The organism is Thermoplasmatales archaeon, from assembly GCA_026127925.1.
In the GTDB taxonomy this organism is placed as follows: Archaea; Thermoplasmatota; Thermoplasmata; order Thermoplasmatales; family Thermoplasmataceae; genus JAKAYB01.
This window is the reverse complement of the sequence record JAJSLM010000002.1, coordinates 184,489-202,518: the sequence shown is the minus strand read 5'-3', so window position 1 is coordinate 202,518 and position 18,030 is coordinate 184,489. Positions and strand designations below refer to the sequence as shown.

Below are 18,030 nucleotides of genomic sequence, written 5' to 3'. Positions count from 1 at the left end.
GTGCGCTCATTCCAGGACTGTTATGGAATAGAAAATCATACGTTGAATTCCCCATATAAACTGATGATCTGCGGTTTCTATTGCCTAAAACTACTAAAACAGATCTACACGCGCAATTATTTTAGTTTTAACGCAAGAATCCACTCCTGTATAGCGATGCTCCCTACCAACTCTTTTATAACGCTTTAAGATCAACTGCTAATATGCTGATATTTGAGGACTATCTGCAAAAGATTTCGGATGAGCTTAAAAACCAGTTTCCAGATTATAGGGAGAGCGATATCGGAATAGACCATACAGGACATTCAGATGTAACATTCAGGACTTTCAGGATCACCAAAGAATCAAAGATGAATCCGGATATAATTAGATCGAAAATTAACAATGCTTTTTTGAATGTACCTTACATAGAAAACATAGAATTTAATGGCGGATACGTAAATTTTATGATAAAACCATCGGCAATGATGTCTGCAGTCGCGGAACAGATTCTGCATGGAGGCAGATTCCCAGATACATTCCAGGACCCGGAGAGAGTTAGCATCGAGCATACGAGTGCGAATCCAACGGGGCCGATACACATCGGACGAACCAGGAATTCTATAATTGGGGATTCCCTTTTTCGCTTGTTGTCCCGGTACGGTTACAGAGTGACTACACAGTATTTCGTTAATGATTCCGGAAGGCAGGTTGCATCATTATATCTTGGTTATACCAAATATGATAGATCTCCGAACCCTACCGTCAATTCCCTCTGGAAGGCGTACCAAGAAATCAGCAAAGAAATCGAGGTGGATCCTTCTGCCGAGAAAGAAGTTAACGACATAATGAGAAGATATGAAAACGGAGACCCGGAGTTGCTTTCAGGTATCAAGAATGTCAGCAAAGTGATCATAGACGGAGTAATGGCCTCCCTGAATAAAATCGATATTAAAATTGATGACTTCACTTGGGAATCCGATCTTGTACAGAATAAGGACATAGAGCAGGTTCTGGATCTTCTTGGAGATCACGTCGAGAGTGAAGGCTCAGCAAAATTCATAACTCTAGACGGGAAGAAGGTTTTTCTGACCAGAGATGACGGTACCTCTTTGTACTTTTCAAGAGACATTGCCTATCACCTGTACAAATTCCAGTATTATGACTGGTGCATCACCGTATTAGGCGAGAACCACAAAGATTATTCAAAACATATACTCGAGGTATTCAAGAATATCCTTGGATATGAGCAAAGAATTGACTTTGTTTTCTATTCTTATGTTTCCCTTGAGAGCGGAAAGATGGCCACAAGGAAAGGTGTGGGTGCACTGCTTGATGACCTAATTGAAAGAGCCAGGGATGAGGCTTACAAGATTGTGAAGGAGAAACGCCCAGAGCTTTCAGAGGAGCACTTAAGGGAGATAGCTGAGGCTGTGGCTGTTTCTGCTATAAGGTTTCACATTGTTAAATTGAACGCCAATAAACAGATAGTATTCAGGTGGTCTGAGGCACTAGATTTTGAAGGCGACACTGCTCCATTCATAATGTATTCCTACGCGAGGTCGACTAGCATAATTAAGAAGGCTCAGGATGTGGAGGGTGACATTTCTGAATACTATGATGAAATTGAGAGAGGACTCATAAAGAAGATGTACTTCTACGCCAATGTTCTGAAGGATGCTGTAGCCAACCTAAAACCCGAGACTATTGCCAATTACCTTCTCGACCTAACTAGGAGCTTCAACGATTTTTACACAAACTGCCCCGTGATTAATTCGGAAAAGGAGGTAAGGAGCAGGAGGATGCTTCTCATAAGGTCTTACAGGGAAATTGTGAAAGACGCGTCAGAGATTGTCGGTATTAGAGTTCTGGATGAGATGTAATACCATAGCCTATCCTTCTCCAAAACATGATGTACATCCACAGAGCAACGTCAAAACATCTATATTTGTGTAACTATAAAACGAAAAAATAGTATAAAAATAAAAGAATTATTTTTTCCTTCGTATCAATAATGCAGCTATGCCCAGAACTGTTCCAACGGCACCGAGTGCAATACTAACAACTATCACGATGACAATTTTTAACTCTTTATTCATAATGTGTTACAGATAGAACGGTATATAAATTTTGTCCGAATACCGATTTGGAACCATTCTGATCGGAAAACATAATAACCTTGGCAGCGCAGGAAAGAGCTGCATTTTCCGTAAGCTGGATCACATTGCATTTTACTGCGGAATCCCAGACCGCTATCCTAGTCACACCGTCTAGAAGCCGAGATGGAAAAAACCATAAGCTACAATGAGATCATCTAACATGGATTCCAAAGAGCTAAGGAAGATCAATATTGAACTCCCGGAATCAGATTATAAATTTCTCGATGACCTTGCGAATGATCTTAAGCTGAGTGTGCCCGAATTCACTAGAATGTTGATTGAGGACTATGTATATCTAAAGAGAAACCACAAGATAGATACGGATTTCAGAAGCTGGATCGAAGACCTTTATGAGGAAACTATGACCAAGAAAACAGAAGTCAACGAATACAAAAAAAGATCAAGGATGAGTTTGATTCTTGGAAAACGATGAGGCGAAAAAATTTCTGACGTGTGCGCGAATGTTCTCCGGATCCTGAAAGGATCATGGCTTCAGGCCGTATATGTCGAGCAGGTGCCTGAGTTTCCTGTACTCTGAGAGAAACTCACTTCCTTCCTTTGTTATGTTTATAAATTTCTTTTCCTTATCTTCATAAATGGAAACCAATCTTTTTGATATCAGAAGACTAACATATTCAGATGCCCTGGAATAAGGTACATTTATCTCCTTCACTATCTCGCTCACAGTGCACTGTTGGGAGGAAATGTGGCTGAGTATATCAACCATTATTTCAGTTTCTGTTCTGAGCTTTCTCATTCTAATCGCCAAAGGTAACAGTAAAGAGAGGAACGGAAAACAATAGCAGGCCAACATCAAGGACGGCGAAGGAGATCTCCGCCAGTTCCTGGGAGAAAACCGCGAGATTCACGATGGACATGATCACGGATATCATAAAAACAGTCAGTGCACCGACTATGAAACTGCTTCCTGTTCTTGCACGTCTGAGCATCACAAACAGATCATAGGATACGAAATACAGGGACAATATGTAAAAAGGCGTGCCTATAAGTGCGAGCGGTAGAGCGATGAAAACGATCTCCTTCTTTAGATAGGGATAATAGAGGGAGAGAAAGGCAAGCGTTTCAAAAACTATCGCCACATTCGCTACACTCCTGTAGTATGAACTCATTATTTGAAGGGCAAAGAACACAATAAAAAAAAGGAAGAAGAGAAGAAGGGCAATCTTCGAATGTACCCTCTTGTAAATGGTGCTTAGAACGATGAGGGAAACCAAGGATATGGCAAACCCTACATACAGAGCGATATTTGCATAGGTCATCGTACAATTAAACCTTAGTTTATATTTAAAGGATTCTGTCCTCATACCATATTCCTTGTCATATGAGGAATAACATGACTCTTACACCCCTGTATGTCGCAGCCCCATATGGATAACACTCATCCATCCAGAAGAAATATGAATGTACTCTGGAACATTTGTAACGTTAATTGAAAAAAATAAAATCTTCAATTAATAAAGAAAGAGATGTGGATTTTTGCAATGCTCACATACCGGCGGATAGAAAAATATTCAGAAAAAATTTTAGATGAGGGAGGAATGTGGACCTAATAAAACAGCGGTGCGTAATCGCCGCCGTAGTATATCAGGCCGTAGTTGTTGTAGGGAGCAGTTCCATTGAAGTTCCACCAGAAGTTACCACCCTGGTAGCTTGTCCCGATGATGCTCCCGGATAGGGCGAATCCGTTGAACATGTGCACAACTGATGCGGACTGTTTAGTTATGTTCCAGGCGTTCATGTAAACTGCAGGCAGACCGTTGTATATGCTTGAGTTCGGGCTATATGCGTTGAACTGAACAGCAAAGAAGTTGTTGTAGATCACGTCACCGGAACTATACTCTGCAATACCAAGAGGTGCACCCCAGATATTCGTGTGAGCATAGAAAGTACTGTTTACAAAGACCTCTGATGATTCAAGGATGTAGTTGCCCCAGATGGTCACATTCGGGCTTCCATATACAAGAAGACCGCTATCCATAACACTCATTGCGTTTGATCCAACGAGAACAGAGGTTGAGTTCCACACAACGATGTTAGCGACAGGAAATCCTGACTGTTCGTAAGTGAACCAGCCTGAGATGTGGTAATTCTGCCACATGGAGACATTGGAAGTATTGTAGAACTCATAGTTGAGGTAATTGTATTTCGGAACTTGGTAAAATGCCAGGAGACCGGAATAGGCGCTGTCGGTATAGTTGATCAGGAGGGAAGGCATGTGTTCTATCAGGACATGGGCATTCGTGTTCATCAGGAGCAGGCCGTAGAAAACCGGGAAGCCGAAGTCATTAAATTCACCGAATATCGGATTTATAGGCATATTCTGTACATTGTCGATGACATATGGATTTGAAGTCGTTCCAGTTCCCTTGAGAGAAATGTTCTTGATCTGGTTGTTATTCATTGCGAAAAGTGGTGCATAAATGCCCATTGCGTTGTCCCTCACGAGTGAGATACTCATGGAAGACCCAAGGGTCATATTCACCGGAGAATAATCGCTCATTAGAACCTCAACGGCGTAAGAGCCGCTGGGAAGTGAAAAATCATATGAACCACTGCTTGAAAGCGGCAACCAGGCTGCCATTGATACGTTAAAAGGTGCAGGACTCACAAAGGCGAAGGCGTTGGAAGGTGCGATGCTGCCTGTGAACGTTGTCATGGACGAAACGGTAGAGATGTTCCACATACCGTAAACCAAAGAGGGACCGGCTGAAAGATGGGCTGTCGAACCAATCCAGGAAACAGAGACTCCTTCAGAGGTCTCACCTGTTTCAGAACCCACATCGTAAGCAGACGGAACGTTAACGTAGCTTGTTCCGCTCTTATACATCAAGTTCATAGTCGCATTGAGCGAGTATAGGGATGAAGTGCTTCCACCTCCCGGGCCACCAACCATGATCTCAAAATCATATGGAATGTAACCTGTCGGGGTTATCTGTGTCCCACTGGCGAGATACTTCGGACTCGGTGCGGAATAGCTGGCAGGCATGCCGTAGGTTGAATTGAACAGAACCTGATCGTAACTCCCCGACATGGACTTGCCGCCGGTCGTTACGGAGTAATTGAAAAACATTGCTGTCCTGTTGTCAACAACGGAAGAATTAAGGTAAAGGGATAGATGGAAAGGATAGGTCACATTGATTGTTGGGCCTACATCAAAATAATAAACAGGAGAGACGAGGTTACCGTTGTATGAATAGAGTGCATTGGGGCTCATATATATCGCGGGACTGGAGAAGTTCCATATGTTGTCCAGGAACGTCAGCTGGTGAACTCTCGCGGAATAAAAGACAACGTTCTGAGTCCAGAATGTGTAACTGCTGTTTCCGAAGAGCGTGACATTGTTCAGAACGGAGTTAAGCTGAAAAGTGACGCTTTGCGGACCATCGTTCAGGAGATAGAAGTCTGAGAAGTTATAAACGTTTATAGAAGCCATAACGCTGCTCGTTGTGGTGTTCATAGAAATCATGTGCCCAGAAACATTCTCCGTCCCGTAGTAGCCTATACCCATGGGAGCTGGAGACGAAGTATAGGAAGGAGAGACCAAGCCATCGTGGAACTTAGCCGGGACATTAAGATTCGGAAGACTTGCATACTTTGCCGGTATTCCCCTGGCGCTCAGTTCACTCATTATCGTGTTCTTGAGTGGCACAGCAGAAATATCCGGGCTAGTTGCGACGGTTTTTGCATCCTGTGAATGGGATACAGGGGTTAAAACTGCAAAAGCCATTGCAACAAATACCAAACTCAGTAAAATTACAATTACTTTTTTCATAAAATAGATAATGAAGTAATATAGATAAACATTTCCGTACCGGCTTGAATCCAAACCCAGCTACTTCGCACGGACCTTCTGGGTGTCATGAACGGTACACCCGACAATCGATAACCGGGATCTGAGAGGCAGCGCGATAATTACCGGAATCCCCCGGGGAGATGGATTATACGCTACAATATCTCGTTCACACATTCTTACATCTATACGCTGCTCATAAAACTCGTAACAGCGTTAACTGGAACGACCTCACGACGAGTGAACAGTCCGATGCGCAGCGCATATTTCTTTCGATACGGAAAATTCATGCACGGAGGCTTCAGCGAAAAAATGGTCCTTCGGATGGCAGATGAAAAAAATGATGTTTAAGCAATCTGGCCGGACTCTTGGTGCGGGCCAGATCGCCTTTGCTCACAGCATTATGTATTTATCGAGGATCATTATGCCATCCCTGCTTATTACTGAATTGTTAACGGCATAGAGCATCCTTTCATACCCTGTAGAGTGCATCGATCCATTGTCGTATACAGAATCTGAGTGTATCTCGGTCTTAAATGTCGAGGCATGGTTGTAGTACATCTTCGTTATCACACCGTTCACTATCTGCCCATCAAATGCACCGTAGCCCGCAAGGGCAGCGTCATCTATCACAGTTTTCACGTACACTCTACTGTTGGTGATCCTTGAAAGCTGGTCAAACTCGTACCTGCTCTGCTGCGCACTGTCCTTAATAATTATAGCAACGAGCGAGCCGTTGTGACTGAGAACGAGATCTTCAGTGAACACCATTGATACTGCATAGATCAGGTGCTCTGAACTCGATGTGTGCGTGACCACATTACCATCGGTTATGATCCCTGTAGTTGTGATGTTTATCATATCGACGTATCCAAATGTTTGATTGTACTCAAGGAGATAGCCGGAGCCGTAGGGGACAACTATGTTATCGCTTGGATCAAACTCATAGCTGTATGCGCTGAAATAGTTTGTTATGTTGTAATTCCTCTTCGCAACTACAGAACCGTAGGATGTCATGGAGGATGCGTTTAGATCCTCTTTGACAAGCTGTGAGTCATTGAGCCATTCAGCGGATGTGGGTATGCTCTCTGTCGTCATGTTTGTTGCAGGCGTCTGGTTGTATACGTTCATCTCCGTCCACCTGCTTGTGAAAGTGCTGTTAACTGTGGAATTCGTTGTGTAGAGCATGAAGTTTAGTGCGACCCTTATCCACAGATCCTCATTATTGACCACGGTTATATTTACCGATTTCGTGCCGTGTAGGAGTGAAACATACGGATCTAGGTTGAAGGTGTAGGGATGATCGAGCAGAGCCCCTATCGCGGTTATAGGCTGCCAGAGGAAGAGATCCCATCCACCTGTCTGGACATTTGGATACGGCCACATCTCCGCAACCGTTGTGCCGTTTATCGACACTATGAACTCTCTGAATGGGGGCTGGTTAGCATACCAACCCTCATCATTTCCGTTCTGGAGCGCATAGAAATTGATGTGCCCCGATGTTACGTTAGAGGGAAATGTTACGTTGAAAACCTGCGATGTATTGTATGGTATCAAGACGTTATGCGGAAAAGCGTTCTTCGAGGGGGCGAAACTCTTCGTTATGGGCACCGGTATGACCACATTCGGCACGTTCGGTCTGGCTCCTGGATAGAGAACGAACCATACGCTCTGGTACGCCGAATAATTCGGCTCCCACTCTGCAGTGTAAGCTGTGACGTTCACCTTATGACCGACGATGACGGAATAATATTCTGTCACGTCCTGGTGCACCGTTGTGTTCTGGGATTCATTTGTATTTCCAGAAGCTATCTGCACACCGTTGACCTTGACCTGGTAACTGTAGTCCCACGGATTCGAGACATAGAAGTTCTCATAATACACGACGATCTTTGAGAATGGGCCAGACGGGAAGGTTACCGTACCGTAGGATTCAGCTGTTGTATTGTGTGATACATACTCATGGTTTATGGCCATCACAGTTACAGGGGCAGAAGAATTCGCACTCTGCACCTCCGCAGGAGAGACCGCATGCATTCCAGATGGCGCGTTGAAGCCAAAAAATGTGAGGCTCATGGCAACCGCCACCAAAATTGCTATTAAGACTGTCAATTTTCGCATAAAAACATAAACCATAATAGTTTAAAAAGATTTTTATTCCCTGCGGGATCGATCTGTCTATGAAATATCTGCGTGACTCTAGGCAGACAGCTGGGATATGGATATCCAGTGAAGCGTAATACTCGAATCCCTGGAGGGCCCGATGCCCATGAAGTCCACATTCTGCAGAACGATGCCTGTGGTGAAGTGAACGGTGAAGGCATAAACGGCGTGTGTGGTGAAGTTGCCCTGGAATATGTCATAGATCCCGAGCCTCTGGCCCTGAGAGTAAACCTGGAGGCTTAGGATTGTACTGTTCATGGGAATTACCGACCTTGAAGATATGTAGAACGTAACATTATACGATCCTGGAAGGAGCGTAATACCCGGGCCGGAGAACATCTCGGAGGAGTTGACCGCATAGTTGTTTGACAGATCGGTGCCAGAGATGTATCCGGATCCTTCAGGTGTCATCTGAGATCCTGTTATGTTCTCATTCATCGGTCTGAATATCATCGGGCGGCCGGAATAGTTGGCTTCAAGCAGAAGAGCACCGCTACCTTCCGCGAGAATCCTGAAATGCGACGAGGCCATATCAGCGTTGGCGATCGGTATCAGGAACCCGGGCTGTGCAAAGTAATTGAGCGGGAGGTCCAGGAGAAGATAGTCGTAAGGTATGTCGGAATTGTAGCTCGTTATTAGTGGCTGAACATACTCCCTTCCGGAGAGCTGCGGAATGTTGTCCTGTGTAAGTACCGAACCGTCCTGCGGTATGAGGCCAAGGATGCTGTGGAGGAAAACCACATTCTCGTTGATCGTTGTGTCATTTGCGACCTGATGGTTGCCGTTGTAGTACCCCCCATAGAATCCACCGATATCTGAGTTCAGTGGGCTCAGAGGGAAATATACTGCAGCAAAAACAAGCATGGCGATAACGAATGGTATCATGACCCTTCCTGAAGGTTCCCGCGCTTTTCTTACTAAGCCCTTGAAGGAAAATCTTCTCTCGTAATCCTTGAAGTAGCCGCTCCACTTGACGAGCTTTGATACTGCCAGGACGAGACCGAGGAACATCGGCCCTGCTGAGAGAACGGGAAACATCAGGCCGAAGAGAGTGTAGTTTATGACATTCGAAGAGAGGAAGATGAAGCCTATGAAGGGGAGCATGAAGAACAGAGTCCATGGCTCGAGGAGTGGGACGAAGCCGGTGTTACCAAAAAGATAAATGAAAAGCTCAATCTTCGATGAAAGGCCGAACGTCGTTACACTGCCAATCGGAACACCCGGAGGTGCGGCACCTGACGTGTAGAGGCCGAAATGAGTATAGACAAGGATGACCGCTATAAGGACTGCGATCATCGCAGAATGAACGACAACCAAACTGCGCGTGGCCTTTATCCCGCGATCCCTGAGTTCGATGTATATCGCGTAGACGAGGAAGAATATGACCATGAGGAGGACGAGTGAATTCGTCATTGCGGAGAGTGCGGCGAAGAAAATCGTGAATCTCCTTTTGCCGAGGGCCCATGAGGCAGCCATTGAAAGATACAGGACTGGGGAGAAGGTCATCATATGGAAATCAAAGAGGTTAGCGGAGACCAGCGGGAAATAGAATATCGAGAGTGAGGCCAGGATTGCAGAAAGCCATTTCGACCCTGTGAGCTTTACCGAGAGGAGGTATATCGGCACAGGGATGAGACCTAGGGCGATGGTTTCCAACGTGATGAGGAGATACGGGCTCGGAAAAATATAGTATAAAGGAAGAATGACGAAGAGTATCGGCTTCTGTAGCTCGGCGCCATAATGGTAGAGGTGAAGAAACTGATATAGGTATCCATGGCTGAGGAGCCAGAAGACCTGGTTCTCAGTGCCGAGATCGACGAAGTCCGCATGGAACGTGTAATACTTTAAGAGCGATATATAAAGCATGGAGGAGATGTAGAGTGCGGAAAAGAGCGAAACTGTTATCCCGGGCAGCCTTTCCCTTATACGATGCACCATATGCGAAACTGAATACATTTCTATACTATAAGATTGCGCAAGGTTCATCGCCTGAAATTAAAGACTTATGAAAATTTCGTAAGAACTAAAATATACTCAAAGAATTATAGGTAAAAAATTGCAAGAAAAATTAAATAAAAAATTTAAAAAAAAGATTATGGGGGATCTCCCCTATTTTACTGTTTTGGCTGTTTTGGCTCTTCCTTGTACTCTTTTGGCGGTGACTGCTTTCTTCCACGCATGATCACAACTGCGACCAGAGCGAGAGTTATCACAACAAGGACGAGGATGACGATCTCAAAGATGAGCGTGTTACTCAAGGATGAGGAGACGCTGCTCGTCTTCGTCTGTATGTTTCCGACTGCAGTTGTGAGATTGCCTAGCTTTGTCTGTATGGTAGCCTGGCCGTTGGAAATGCTTGTTACAGTTCCACTTATTGTTCCAAGGTTAGTGGATATTGTAGCTGTCGATCCCACAAGGGTGCTTATGCCAGCTGCATTGCTTGCAACGGTTCCGTTGATGCTTGCAAGGGTTCCGGACATCGTTCCAATGGATGTCTTTATGGATATTATGTTGCCGTTGAAAGCAGCCAGCGAAGCGTTAAGGTTCGCGATATCAACCTTTAACTGGCCCGCGGTTGTGTTTATCACCGCAAGGGATGAGTTAAACGAGACAAGCTGAGCATCTATCTGAGAGAGTGTTACCTGCACGTGGCCGAGATCCGTTGTGAGGACCAGGGAGTTCTGCAGTATCTGAGATATGGACGCGTTCATTATTCCGAGAGTCGTGTTCATCTCACCGAACTTTGTGCTGATCAGTACTGCTGTTCCGTTGATTGCCTTTATAGATGCGTTCAGCTGTGCAAGTGGAACCTTCATTGCGTTACCTATAGCTGTCTGTATTGTAGCCACCAAGGTCGATGTTGAGATGCTCACTACGAAAGCACCGGCACCAGTGGAGAGCACTATAGGCGCACCATATATCGAAGACGCGGATAGATACTCAGTTGAACCGTAGGGTGTGTATGACGAACCGCTTGAATAAGCAACGCTCTGCGAGTAGCTGAAGCTTATGTTGTATACAGTTCCGGCAACTCCATTAGGCATGGCAAATGTTCCACTGAGTGTTGGACCGGTAGAGTACATGGCCTGAACCGTCGTTATAGGCGATCCGTCCAGATACACTGTTACCTGTATCGGACCAGCTCCAGGTGTCGATGGATTCATTGGTGTACTGCCACTGTATGTTCCGGAGGCAAGTAGCCAGGAGAACGACACAGGTTCAGTTGGGAATGCGGCATATCCCGGTGATAGGGTTGTTGTGTTTGGGAAAGTTACGCTGAGCACAGATGATGCTACCACCGATGACGGGTTTGATGCAAGGGCAATGGCAAGTGGATAGTCCGTAAATCCAACGGACTGGCTGACAGGCAATGTTGGGATGACAAATGATCCAGACACTGCACCGTCACCCAAGGAAAGATATGTCACTGGAGCACCACTAGACATCAAAACTGTCCCGTTAACCTCAAGCACGTAATTCGTGTTGGGCATGAGGCCAGATACACTGAATGACACAGTTGAGCCTATGTTTCCAGAGTACGAGAGCGAACTGAATGCAGCCGATACAGTGAAGTATGCAGCATTGCTCAAAGATGCTTGCGTAAAAGTGTCGTTGACGTCTATCAAGTACTTTCCGCCCTGAACGACGTTTAAACCTACGAAGGAGAACCACGCGCCATTTGCACTATAGTCTCCGGAAGTTGCAGTCATCTGACTTATCAAGGAGCCGGCGGAAAACAGTGTATAGTCGGATCCTGTAGGCGAAGATATAGTTGGATACCCGAATGCGAAGACATACGCGGAGTCAGGCACTGAGTCTGTTGCTGAGCTGACTGCACCCTGCGCCATGCCAACACCAGCTCCAGAAGAAGAAGCGATGTAATTTGTTCCAATGGCAGCTGCTTCTAATGCGTTAACGTCCTGTATTTCGACTGTCGGTGTTCCACCTGAGTTCGTTACAAGGAAGAAGCTACCAATATAGCTTGTCTGGCCTATTTCCTTTGTGTCGAGTTCAAGGTTTATTGGATACTGACCGGATGAGACAGTAGGTATAAGGAAGTGTACGGTTACTCCACTTGTTGTGCCTGAAACTGCGGTTCCTGGCAACTCACTGGTGACACTAACGCCCGAGGATGAAGGAACAAAGGTCACTATGGCCATCGTTCCGAACATAAGGGTGTATGAACCACCAGAAAGGAGCGCCTGCGATGATGAACCGATTAGCAGGGAAACATTATCAGGTACCGTACTTGTTGACGAAGCTCCGATCTGACTACTGAATGAACCCACTAAAGGAGATACATACTGCGTAAAGACATCGCTCAACGTAGCGGATGCTCCTCCAACACTCAGGTATAAGGTAGTGGTTACCCCAGTGGAAAAGCCGTTGTCAGAAGAGACAGTTACCGTGTAGTTGAAGGAACCGTTCAGAGATGTCATTGCGGGTGAGGCTATACTAAAATCACCTATCGATGCACCAGGTGGCGATAATGCAGTCACGCTTATCGAAGCGTCAGATGGAAAACCGGTTCCAGCGATAACGAACGACCCAGATCCTGTTTCACCTGCAAGATATCCTGGTGGCAAGAAAGAATAACCTGAGCTCACCATGGAACTCGTGGCTGATCCCTCTATTGTAAGTGATACCATGATTTGTGCAGACAATCCATAGGTCGGGTTGGCAACGGTCATGCTGTAAGTACCTGCTGGAAGGTTTGTCGGGACAGTGAAAGTACCGACTGCACCGCCATAGGCGTCAGAGGTGAAAGAAAGGACACTATCTGGACCTACCATGAGCTCGAAAGTCGTTGATGCGGGTAGGCCGAGTGCGACATAAGTGTGCGTAGCACCGGAATGAACCAAATCAGAACTTGAGGCTCCTTTCGTAACTCCCACACCCATCTCGTTATATGTCGGCGAAGAGACATATGCAGACGTTAATATTGATGAAGCGCCGGTTATTCCTGTCGAAGAAACCGACGATGAATAACTCTCTGTCACCGACACACTTACTATATCGTTCGACAGAGTAGGACTGAACGATGAGAGCTTTGGCGTGGTAAAGCTAACGCTAAACGATCCAGAGCTTGAAACCGTAACCAAGGAGTTTGTTCCTGCAGATCCTGCTGCAGTTATGCTGTTGGCCTGAATATACTGGTTCGCAGCAAATCCTGTTCCAGATACAGTTATTGTGTTCTTAGCACCAGCCTGCAACACAGATTGCGATAACGTTATGGAGGGTGTTATCTCAAGTGCGGCAACTGCTGTGACGCCTGTGCTGTCAACAGCAACCAAGGCATAATGCCCTAGTGAATGTGCCGAAGAATGGTAGACAGCGGGAAGGTTTATTGGAACCGTGAAAGGCTGCGGCGCTATCGTACCGGCAACTGCCTTTGCAGTCCCGAGCATGATCGAGGAACCGTCATAATTAAAGTAGATCGGCACTGAGCTAGTGGTCGGACTGTAACCGCCACCGGATACATAAACGGTTGCTCCGGATGCTATTGATGCGCTTGAAGCTGGTGTTCCTGTTAGCGATGAGGATAACAGAAGCGTTGGTGTCAGCGGCGAGATCGTGAACTGAGCGAAGCCTACTGCGCTTGTAGGCGAGGAAGAATCAAACGATGCGATAAGATAAACAGTCTGTCCTGGACTGACTGATGGACCGGACGTACTGGTAGGTGTTATTATAGTTCCAGCTGGCATTGAGGTTTCACCCGCGTAAGGTACAAATTCAAAACTTGCTCCAGTGGATATGTCCTTTGTGTACGGACCGGTGGCCCAGTAGAAGTATATATTCGATGAACTCGAATCCGATATGGATGTGGTTGAGACTAGAACAACATTATAAACACTTGGCGTTATAGTCGTTTGACCATCGACCTGAGTTGCTGTCAAAACATTTGGCGAAAATGCTATGTTCGGTGTTGGTGTAGAGAGCACGTGGCTCGATTGCCCAGGCGATGAACTTGTCGCAAGGGCGGTTGCTGTGTGGCCACCTGGTGACGGCTGGGCTGCAACAGTGCCTCCCAGCACAGCCAACCCAGACAGCACCATAATAGTCACGACTATTATAGCTAGAACTTTATGTTCCATTTTCTATCAGAGTGTCATACCGTGGTTATATATAAATTATTTGAACATTCTGTTCTTTGAAAATTCATTGTTCGTGTGTTGAAAATACCGCATTATGTTTATCTGCGCATTATAAGTCTAATAAAAAAAAGGAGAAAAATGTTTTTTTATTTTCCGTCATACATCGTCTGACGAATTTCTCTTGAATTATCCTACACCGTAGAACGATTCAAACTCCGTCGTAACGTTCTGGAATACGTTGTCTTCGAAGACATCGTGGTACGAGTTGGCAACCCATATGCCGATACCCTGATCCTCGATTGTGTTGTCGAAGGCGAAGACGTTCACAACTGTAGGTGAGAAGGGCATGCCTGGCTGGTAGTTCCCGTAGACCGCGATCGCATTAGGAGCAGGTGGGAGGTTGAGATCGGAAGCATTGCTGAAGGGTGGTGCGTTGACCCTCTGGAATCCACCATGTATCAGGACGTTCCCTATGATATCCACACCATTAACCTCAGCTGTTGGAGCCTGGGCGTTGACGACTATGCTCGATTCGAGACCTCCGATCACCGTGTTGTCCAGAACTACGGTTCCTGTGTTCATCGTACCGGGTGTGTCTGCAGCAACCACGATGGTACCGACATACGGTCCAGTGAAGGTTCCGTTGTTGAGCTGCATGCTTCCCATGACCGTGTTATTGAAGACCCAGTTGTTTGCAACCGTCGATCCTGCGTTGAACGCCGCTATGACGATACCGCATCCGTCTGCGTCATAGGCAACGTAATTTTGCGCGATGAAGTTGTTGTTCGCTGACATGTTCTCCTGAGGGAACGGGAGTCCCGTGGGTATCTTTCCAGTGTTCGCGACAACGATGCCTCCGGCTCCGTCATAGGTCACGATATTACCGATCACGTATGAATCGGATACACCGTATAAGCCGAGGCCTGTGTTAAGAGGTATGGCCGGATTCGGATGGAGATCGTTGTGACTTATATTGCTGTCGACGATGAATATGCCATGTGTGTCCACAGCAATTATGCCCTGATCGTTGGCTCCGAAAACACGGGCGTGGAATACATAGACGTTGGTCACGCCCGGTTCGATGTACACACCGAAGTCGTATCCTGTGGCGTTCACCGTTCCGGTGATGATCTCGCCCGAATATGCAACAATCTTAGCTGTCATATCGCCGGGCACACTGTCAGGAACGAAGAGCGAACGATCCATGACCTCGCTTGAGGAAAAGAGAGTGTAATTGGAAACAAAGAGGAGGTGAAGGTAATCGCCGGATACCCAGTCACTGACATAGTTCGCATATAGCGGACTCTCGGGGTTCTCGCTCTGCCCCCCGGGGTATACACCGTATGAATTCGAGAGGTTCGAGAGGTTCGCAACCATGACCCAGCTCTGGCCACCCTGCGGGAAGTCCGGGGATATTCCGCCTGCGTCGTTCGGTGTGTTGAAATCTCCACCTGTCACGAGAGGGCCGACATTGAACTGAGATATGCCCCACAGATTCGGAAAGACGAAGCCGTAGAAATTCGACCATGTGTAGTTCCCGCTGGGGAAATTCGAGTTAAGATACGACATGGTCTGGTTTGCAGCCTCGGACATGAGCGAAGCCACGCTCATATTCGAGAATGGCTTTGCGGTTCCCTGTTCGATCACCTGAAGCATGACCATGTCCATGGGTGAGTATCCTGAAGTGTTGGGAAGGCTTCCGCTCAGGCCCGACGGATATCCAAGGACATTCTCGTATGAGGGTATCCATCCCTTCTCTGTGAGATAGGGTATGAATGTATCGTTGAAGAGGTTCTCGTAAAAGAAGAACCATACTGTCGCAGTTTTCGAGGAGGGCGACATGCTATCGTTCCACGAGGAGAACATGCTCGATACCGCACCGGAATAGCCGGTATGAGGAAGATCGGAGAGAATGTAGGGCATCGCCAGGACAGCCTCATAGTCTGTGAAGTTCTTCAGCTGAAGATTCATCATGTCCTGCACACTCACTTTCGGGTGCGTAGCGAGATATGACGCCTCAAGCTCTGCCCTGTAACCGGGGCTGTTGGTGAGCGTGTTTCCGAGCCAGTAGGGATATGACGGGCCCACCTGCCTCTGGTTCGAGGATACAATGTATCCAGATGGCGGATTGACCGCATGCGGTATCATGCTGTAAGGAATTTCACCTGAGATGTACTCTTCGCCGTTCCCTGGCATAACCCCGGCAGGGTTGTAAGGAATGCCGCTGGATGAAGAAAATATTGGATACATCCCTGCAGATATATCTCCGATAGTGTTTCTGTCAGCGAAGGCGAAGTTCTGGAACGGAGCGACCCACATGCTCAGGTCCGAACGGAACTGCGACCAGTCTGAAGCCGTGTTGATGTCAAGAAGGATGCCTATCTCATTGGACACTCGATTTCCAAGCCAGTCCATAACGAGTGCCGTAGTACCGTTGAGTGCCATTATCGGTCCCAGGTTTGTCCAGTTGACTTCGACGCCGTTTATGTCATACTGCTTCACCGGGAAATAAGAGCCATTCCACAAGTATTTTCCGTTGTTCACCGTCTGTGAGAAGAAGAAGTTCTGGCTCGATATGTCCTGCACATCGGTAAGTGTCCATGCGATATTCCGATTGAAGCCTATGATTACCGAGGGAGCTCCGGGGAGAACGACACCGTAGACGTCAAAAGAGGGATCGACAAGTTGAACCTGGAACCATATTGACGGGAGTGAGAACGCCAGAACAGGGCCACCGGTCAGTATTGGGTAGCCTGTCGCTGTTCTGTTCCCTGCAACGACCCATTCGTTGCTGTGCCCATGCGGGAGCCAGTATGACATGTCGAGAGTATCGTTCTTTGTTATGATCGAGAGGGGATCGAACTCCTCCATAACCTTGACGATAAGCGATCTCAGCGCCGCATTTACCGGATACGTATTTTGCGACATTGCCAGAACGCTCTGGTTAGGCGCGCCTGTATAGCCACCGTAATAATAAGTCTGTACCGGGGAGAATGTCGGTATCAGGTCGTATGTCTGGTTCCCGAGAAGAGAATAGACGAGGGAGAATACAAGAGGATTCGTTCCGAAGGCAAGAGACTGCGTCATGACCTCCTGAACGGCGAAGGAGTATACAGGAGACCAGTAAAATGGAGTTGTACCTGTAAGGGCGAACATTGTCGGAAGAACTCCGATATCTCGCGTGTAGTTTATGTATGAGTTTATGCCTTCTGCGTATGCAGTAAGTGCGGCATATGTAAGGCTGTCGGTGGCATTTGTGGTTCTGTTCTGCACAACGGAATTCCAATCCCTCTGAGCTGTCAGAGGCGCGCCTGTAAGCGCCTGAAATTCATCATACGGCTGATAAGACGGGCCGAAAAATGTTGACATGAGACCCATTCCTTCAAGGGCGTATGTCTCCATCTCAAACAGTCTGTTTTCGGACTGCACAAAGCCGAGGGCATAGAACAGATCGTGGTTGTCCTGGGCGTATATGTGGTATACGCCGTTGCTGTCCTGAACAACATTCACGCTGTGTTCCAAACCGCTCAGGTTTAGTGTCTGGTTATTAAAAACAAGTTCCGGTTTTGCCTGCACGGATCTCTGCTGTGTAAACTGGGCTGCAGAAAAGGCTCCGGATATCATTATGACAGCTATCAGAACCGCAGGCAACATTGTCAATAATAAACGTTTTGCTTTCATAATACTATAGACTACATCGAGATATAAAAATATTTCCTGATATGAGGGTTTTGGAGGCATTGATGGGCTATAAGACAGCGTTTTAGCGCGGGTTTCCCATGATTTCTGAGACACATAATAATGGACTAGGTAATTAGGTCGC

9 protein-coding genes are annotated in these 18,030 nt (G+C 46.6%); 2 read left to right on the top strand and 7 right to left on the bottom strand.

Annotation, left to right across the window (positions count from 1 at the left end):
- Window positions 1-203 precede the first annotated feature (203 nt).
- Together argS and LVQ96_03220 are read left to right on the top strand one after the other, a co-directional pair.
- The gene (gene argS, locus LVQ96_03225; protein ID MCW6170161.1) at window positions 204-1,862 is read left to right on the top strand and encodes an arginine--tRNA ligase; all 1,659 of its coding nucleotides are present in this window, start codon (window positions 204-206) and stop codon (window positions 1,860-1,862) included.
- Between the two features lie 436 nt (window positions 1,863-2,298).
- Window positions 2,299-2,571 (top strand): hypothetical protein, encoded by a 273-nt coding sequence (locus LVQ96_03220; GenBank protein MCW6170160.1) that lies wholly within the window; start codon window positions 2,299-2,301, stop codon window positions 2,569-2,571.
- A 51-nt stretch (window positions 2,572-2,622) separates the two neighbouring features.
- Here the strand turns inward: LVQ96_03220 and LVQ96_03215 are convergent, their stop codons facing one another.
- The 7 genes from LVQ96_03215 to LVQ96_03185 all read right to left on the bottom strand — a co-directional run bounded on the left by LVQ96_03215 (window position 2,623) and on the right by LVQ96_03185 (window position 17,888).
- A complete protein-coding gene (locus tag LVQ96_03215) occupies window positions 2,623-2,895 on the bottom strand; it encodes a hypothetical protein (GenBank protein ID MCW6170159.1) in 273 nt (90 codons plus the stop codon).
- 1 nt (window position 2,896) lies between these two features.
- Window positions 2,897-3,418, bottom strand: a complete 522-nt coding sequence (locus tag LVQ96_03210; GenBank protein ID MCW6170158.1) for a hypothetical protein — start codon at window positions 3,416-3,418, stop codon at window positions 2,897-2,899.
- A gap of 287 nt (window positions 3,419-3,705) precedes the next feature.
- Complete coding sequence (locus tag LVQ96_03205) at window positions 3,706-5,931, bottom strand: thermopsin family protease (protein MCW6170157.1); 2,226 nt, start codon at window positions 5,929-5,931, stop codon at window positions 3,706-3,708.
- A gap of 411 nt (window positions 5,932-6,342) precedes the next feature.
- Window positions 6,343-8,070 carry a hypothetical protein gene (locus tag LVQ96_03200; GenBank protein MCW6170156.1) on the bottom strand — a complete coding sequence of 576 codons (1,728 nt, stop codon included), beginning with the start codon at window positions 8,068-8,070 and terminating at the stop codon, window positions 6,343-6,345.
- 78 nt (window positions 8,071-8,148) lie between these two features.
- Window positions 8,149-10,050 (bottom strand): DUF2079 domain-containing protein, encoded by a 1,902-nt coding sequence (locus LVQ96_03195; GenBank protein MCW6170155.1) that lies wholly within the window; start codon window positions 10,048-10,050, stop codon window positions 8,149-8,151.
- 176 nt (window positions 10,051-10,226) lie between these two features.
- Window positions 10,227-14,207, bottom strand: a complete 3,981-nt coding sequence (locus tag LVQ96_03190; GenBank protein MCW6170154.1) for a hypothetical protein — start codon at window positions 14,205-14,207, stop codon at window positions 10,227-10,229.
- A 186-nt stretch (window positions 14,208-14,393) separates the two neighbouring features.
- Window positions 14,394-17,888: a penicillin acylase family protein gene (locus tag LVQ96_03185; GenBank protein MCW6170153.1), complete on the bottom strand. Its 3,495-nt coding sequence runs from the start codon at window positions 17,886-17,888 to the stop codon at window positions 14,394-14,396.
- Window positions 17,889-18,030: the final 142 nt, after the last annotated feature.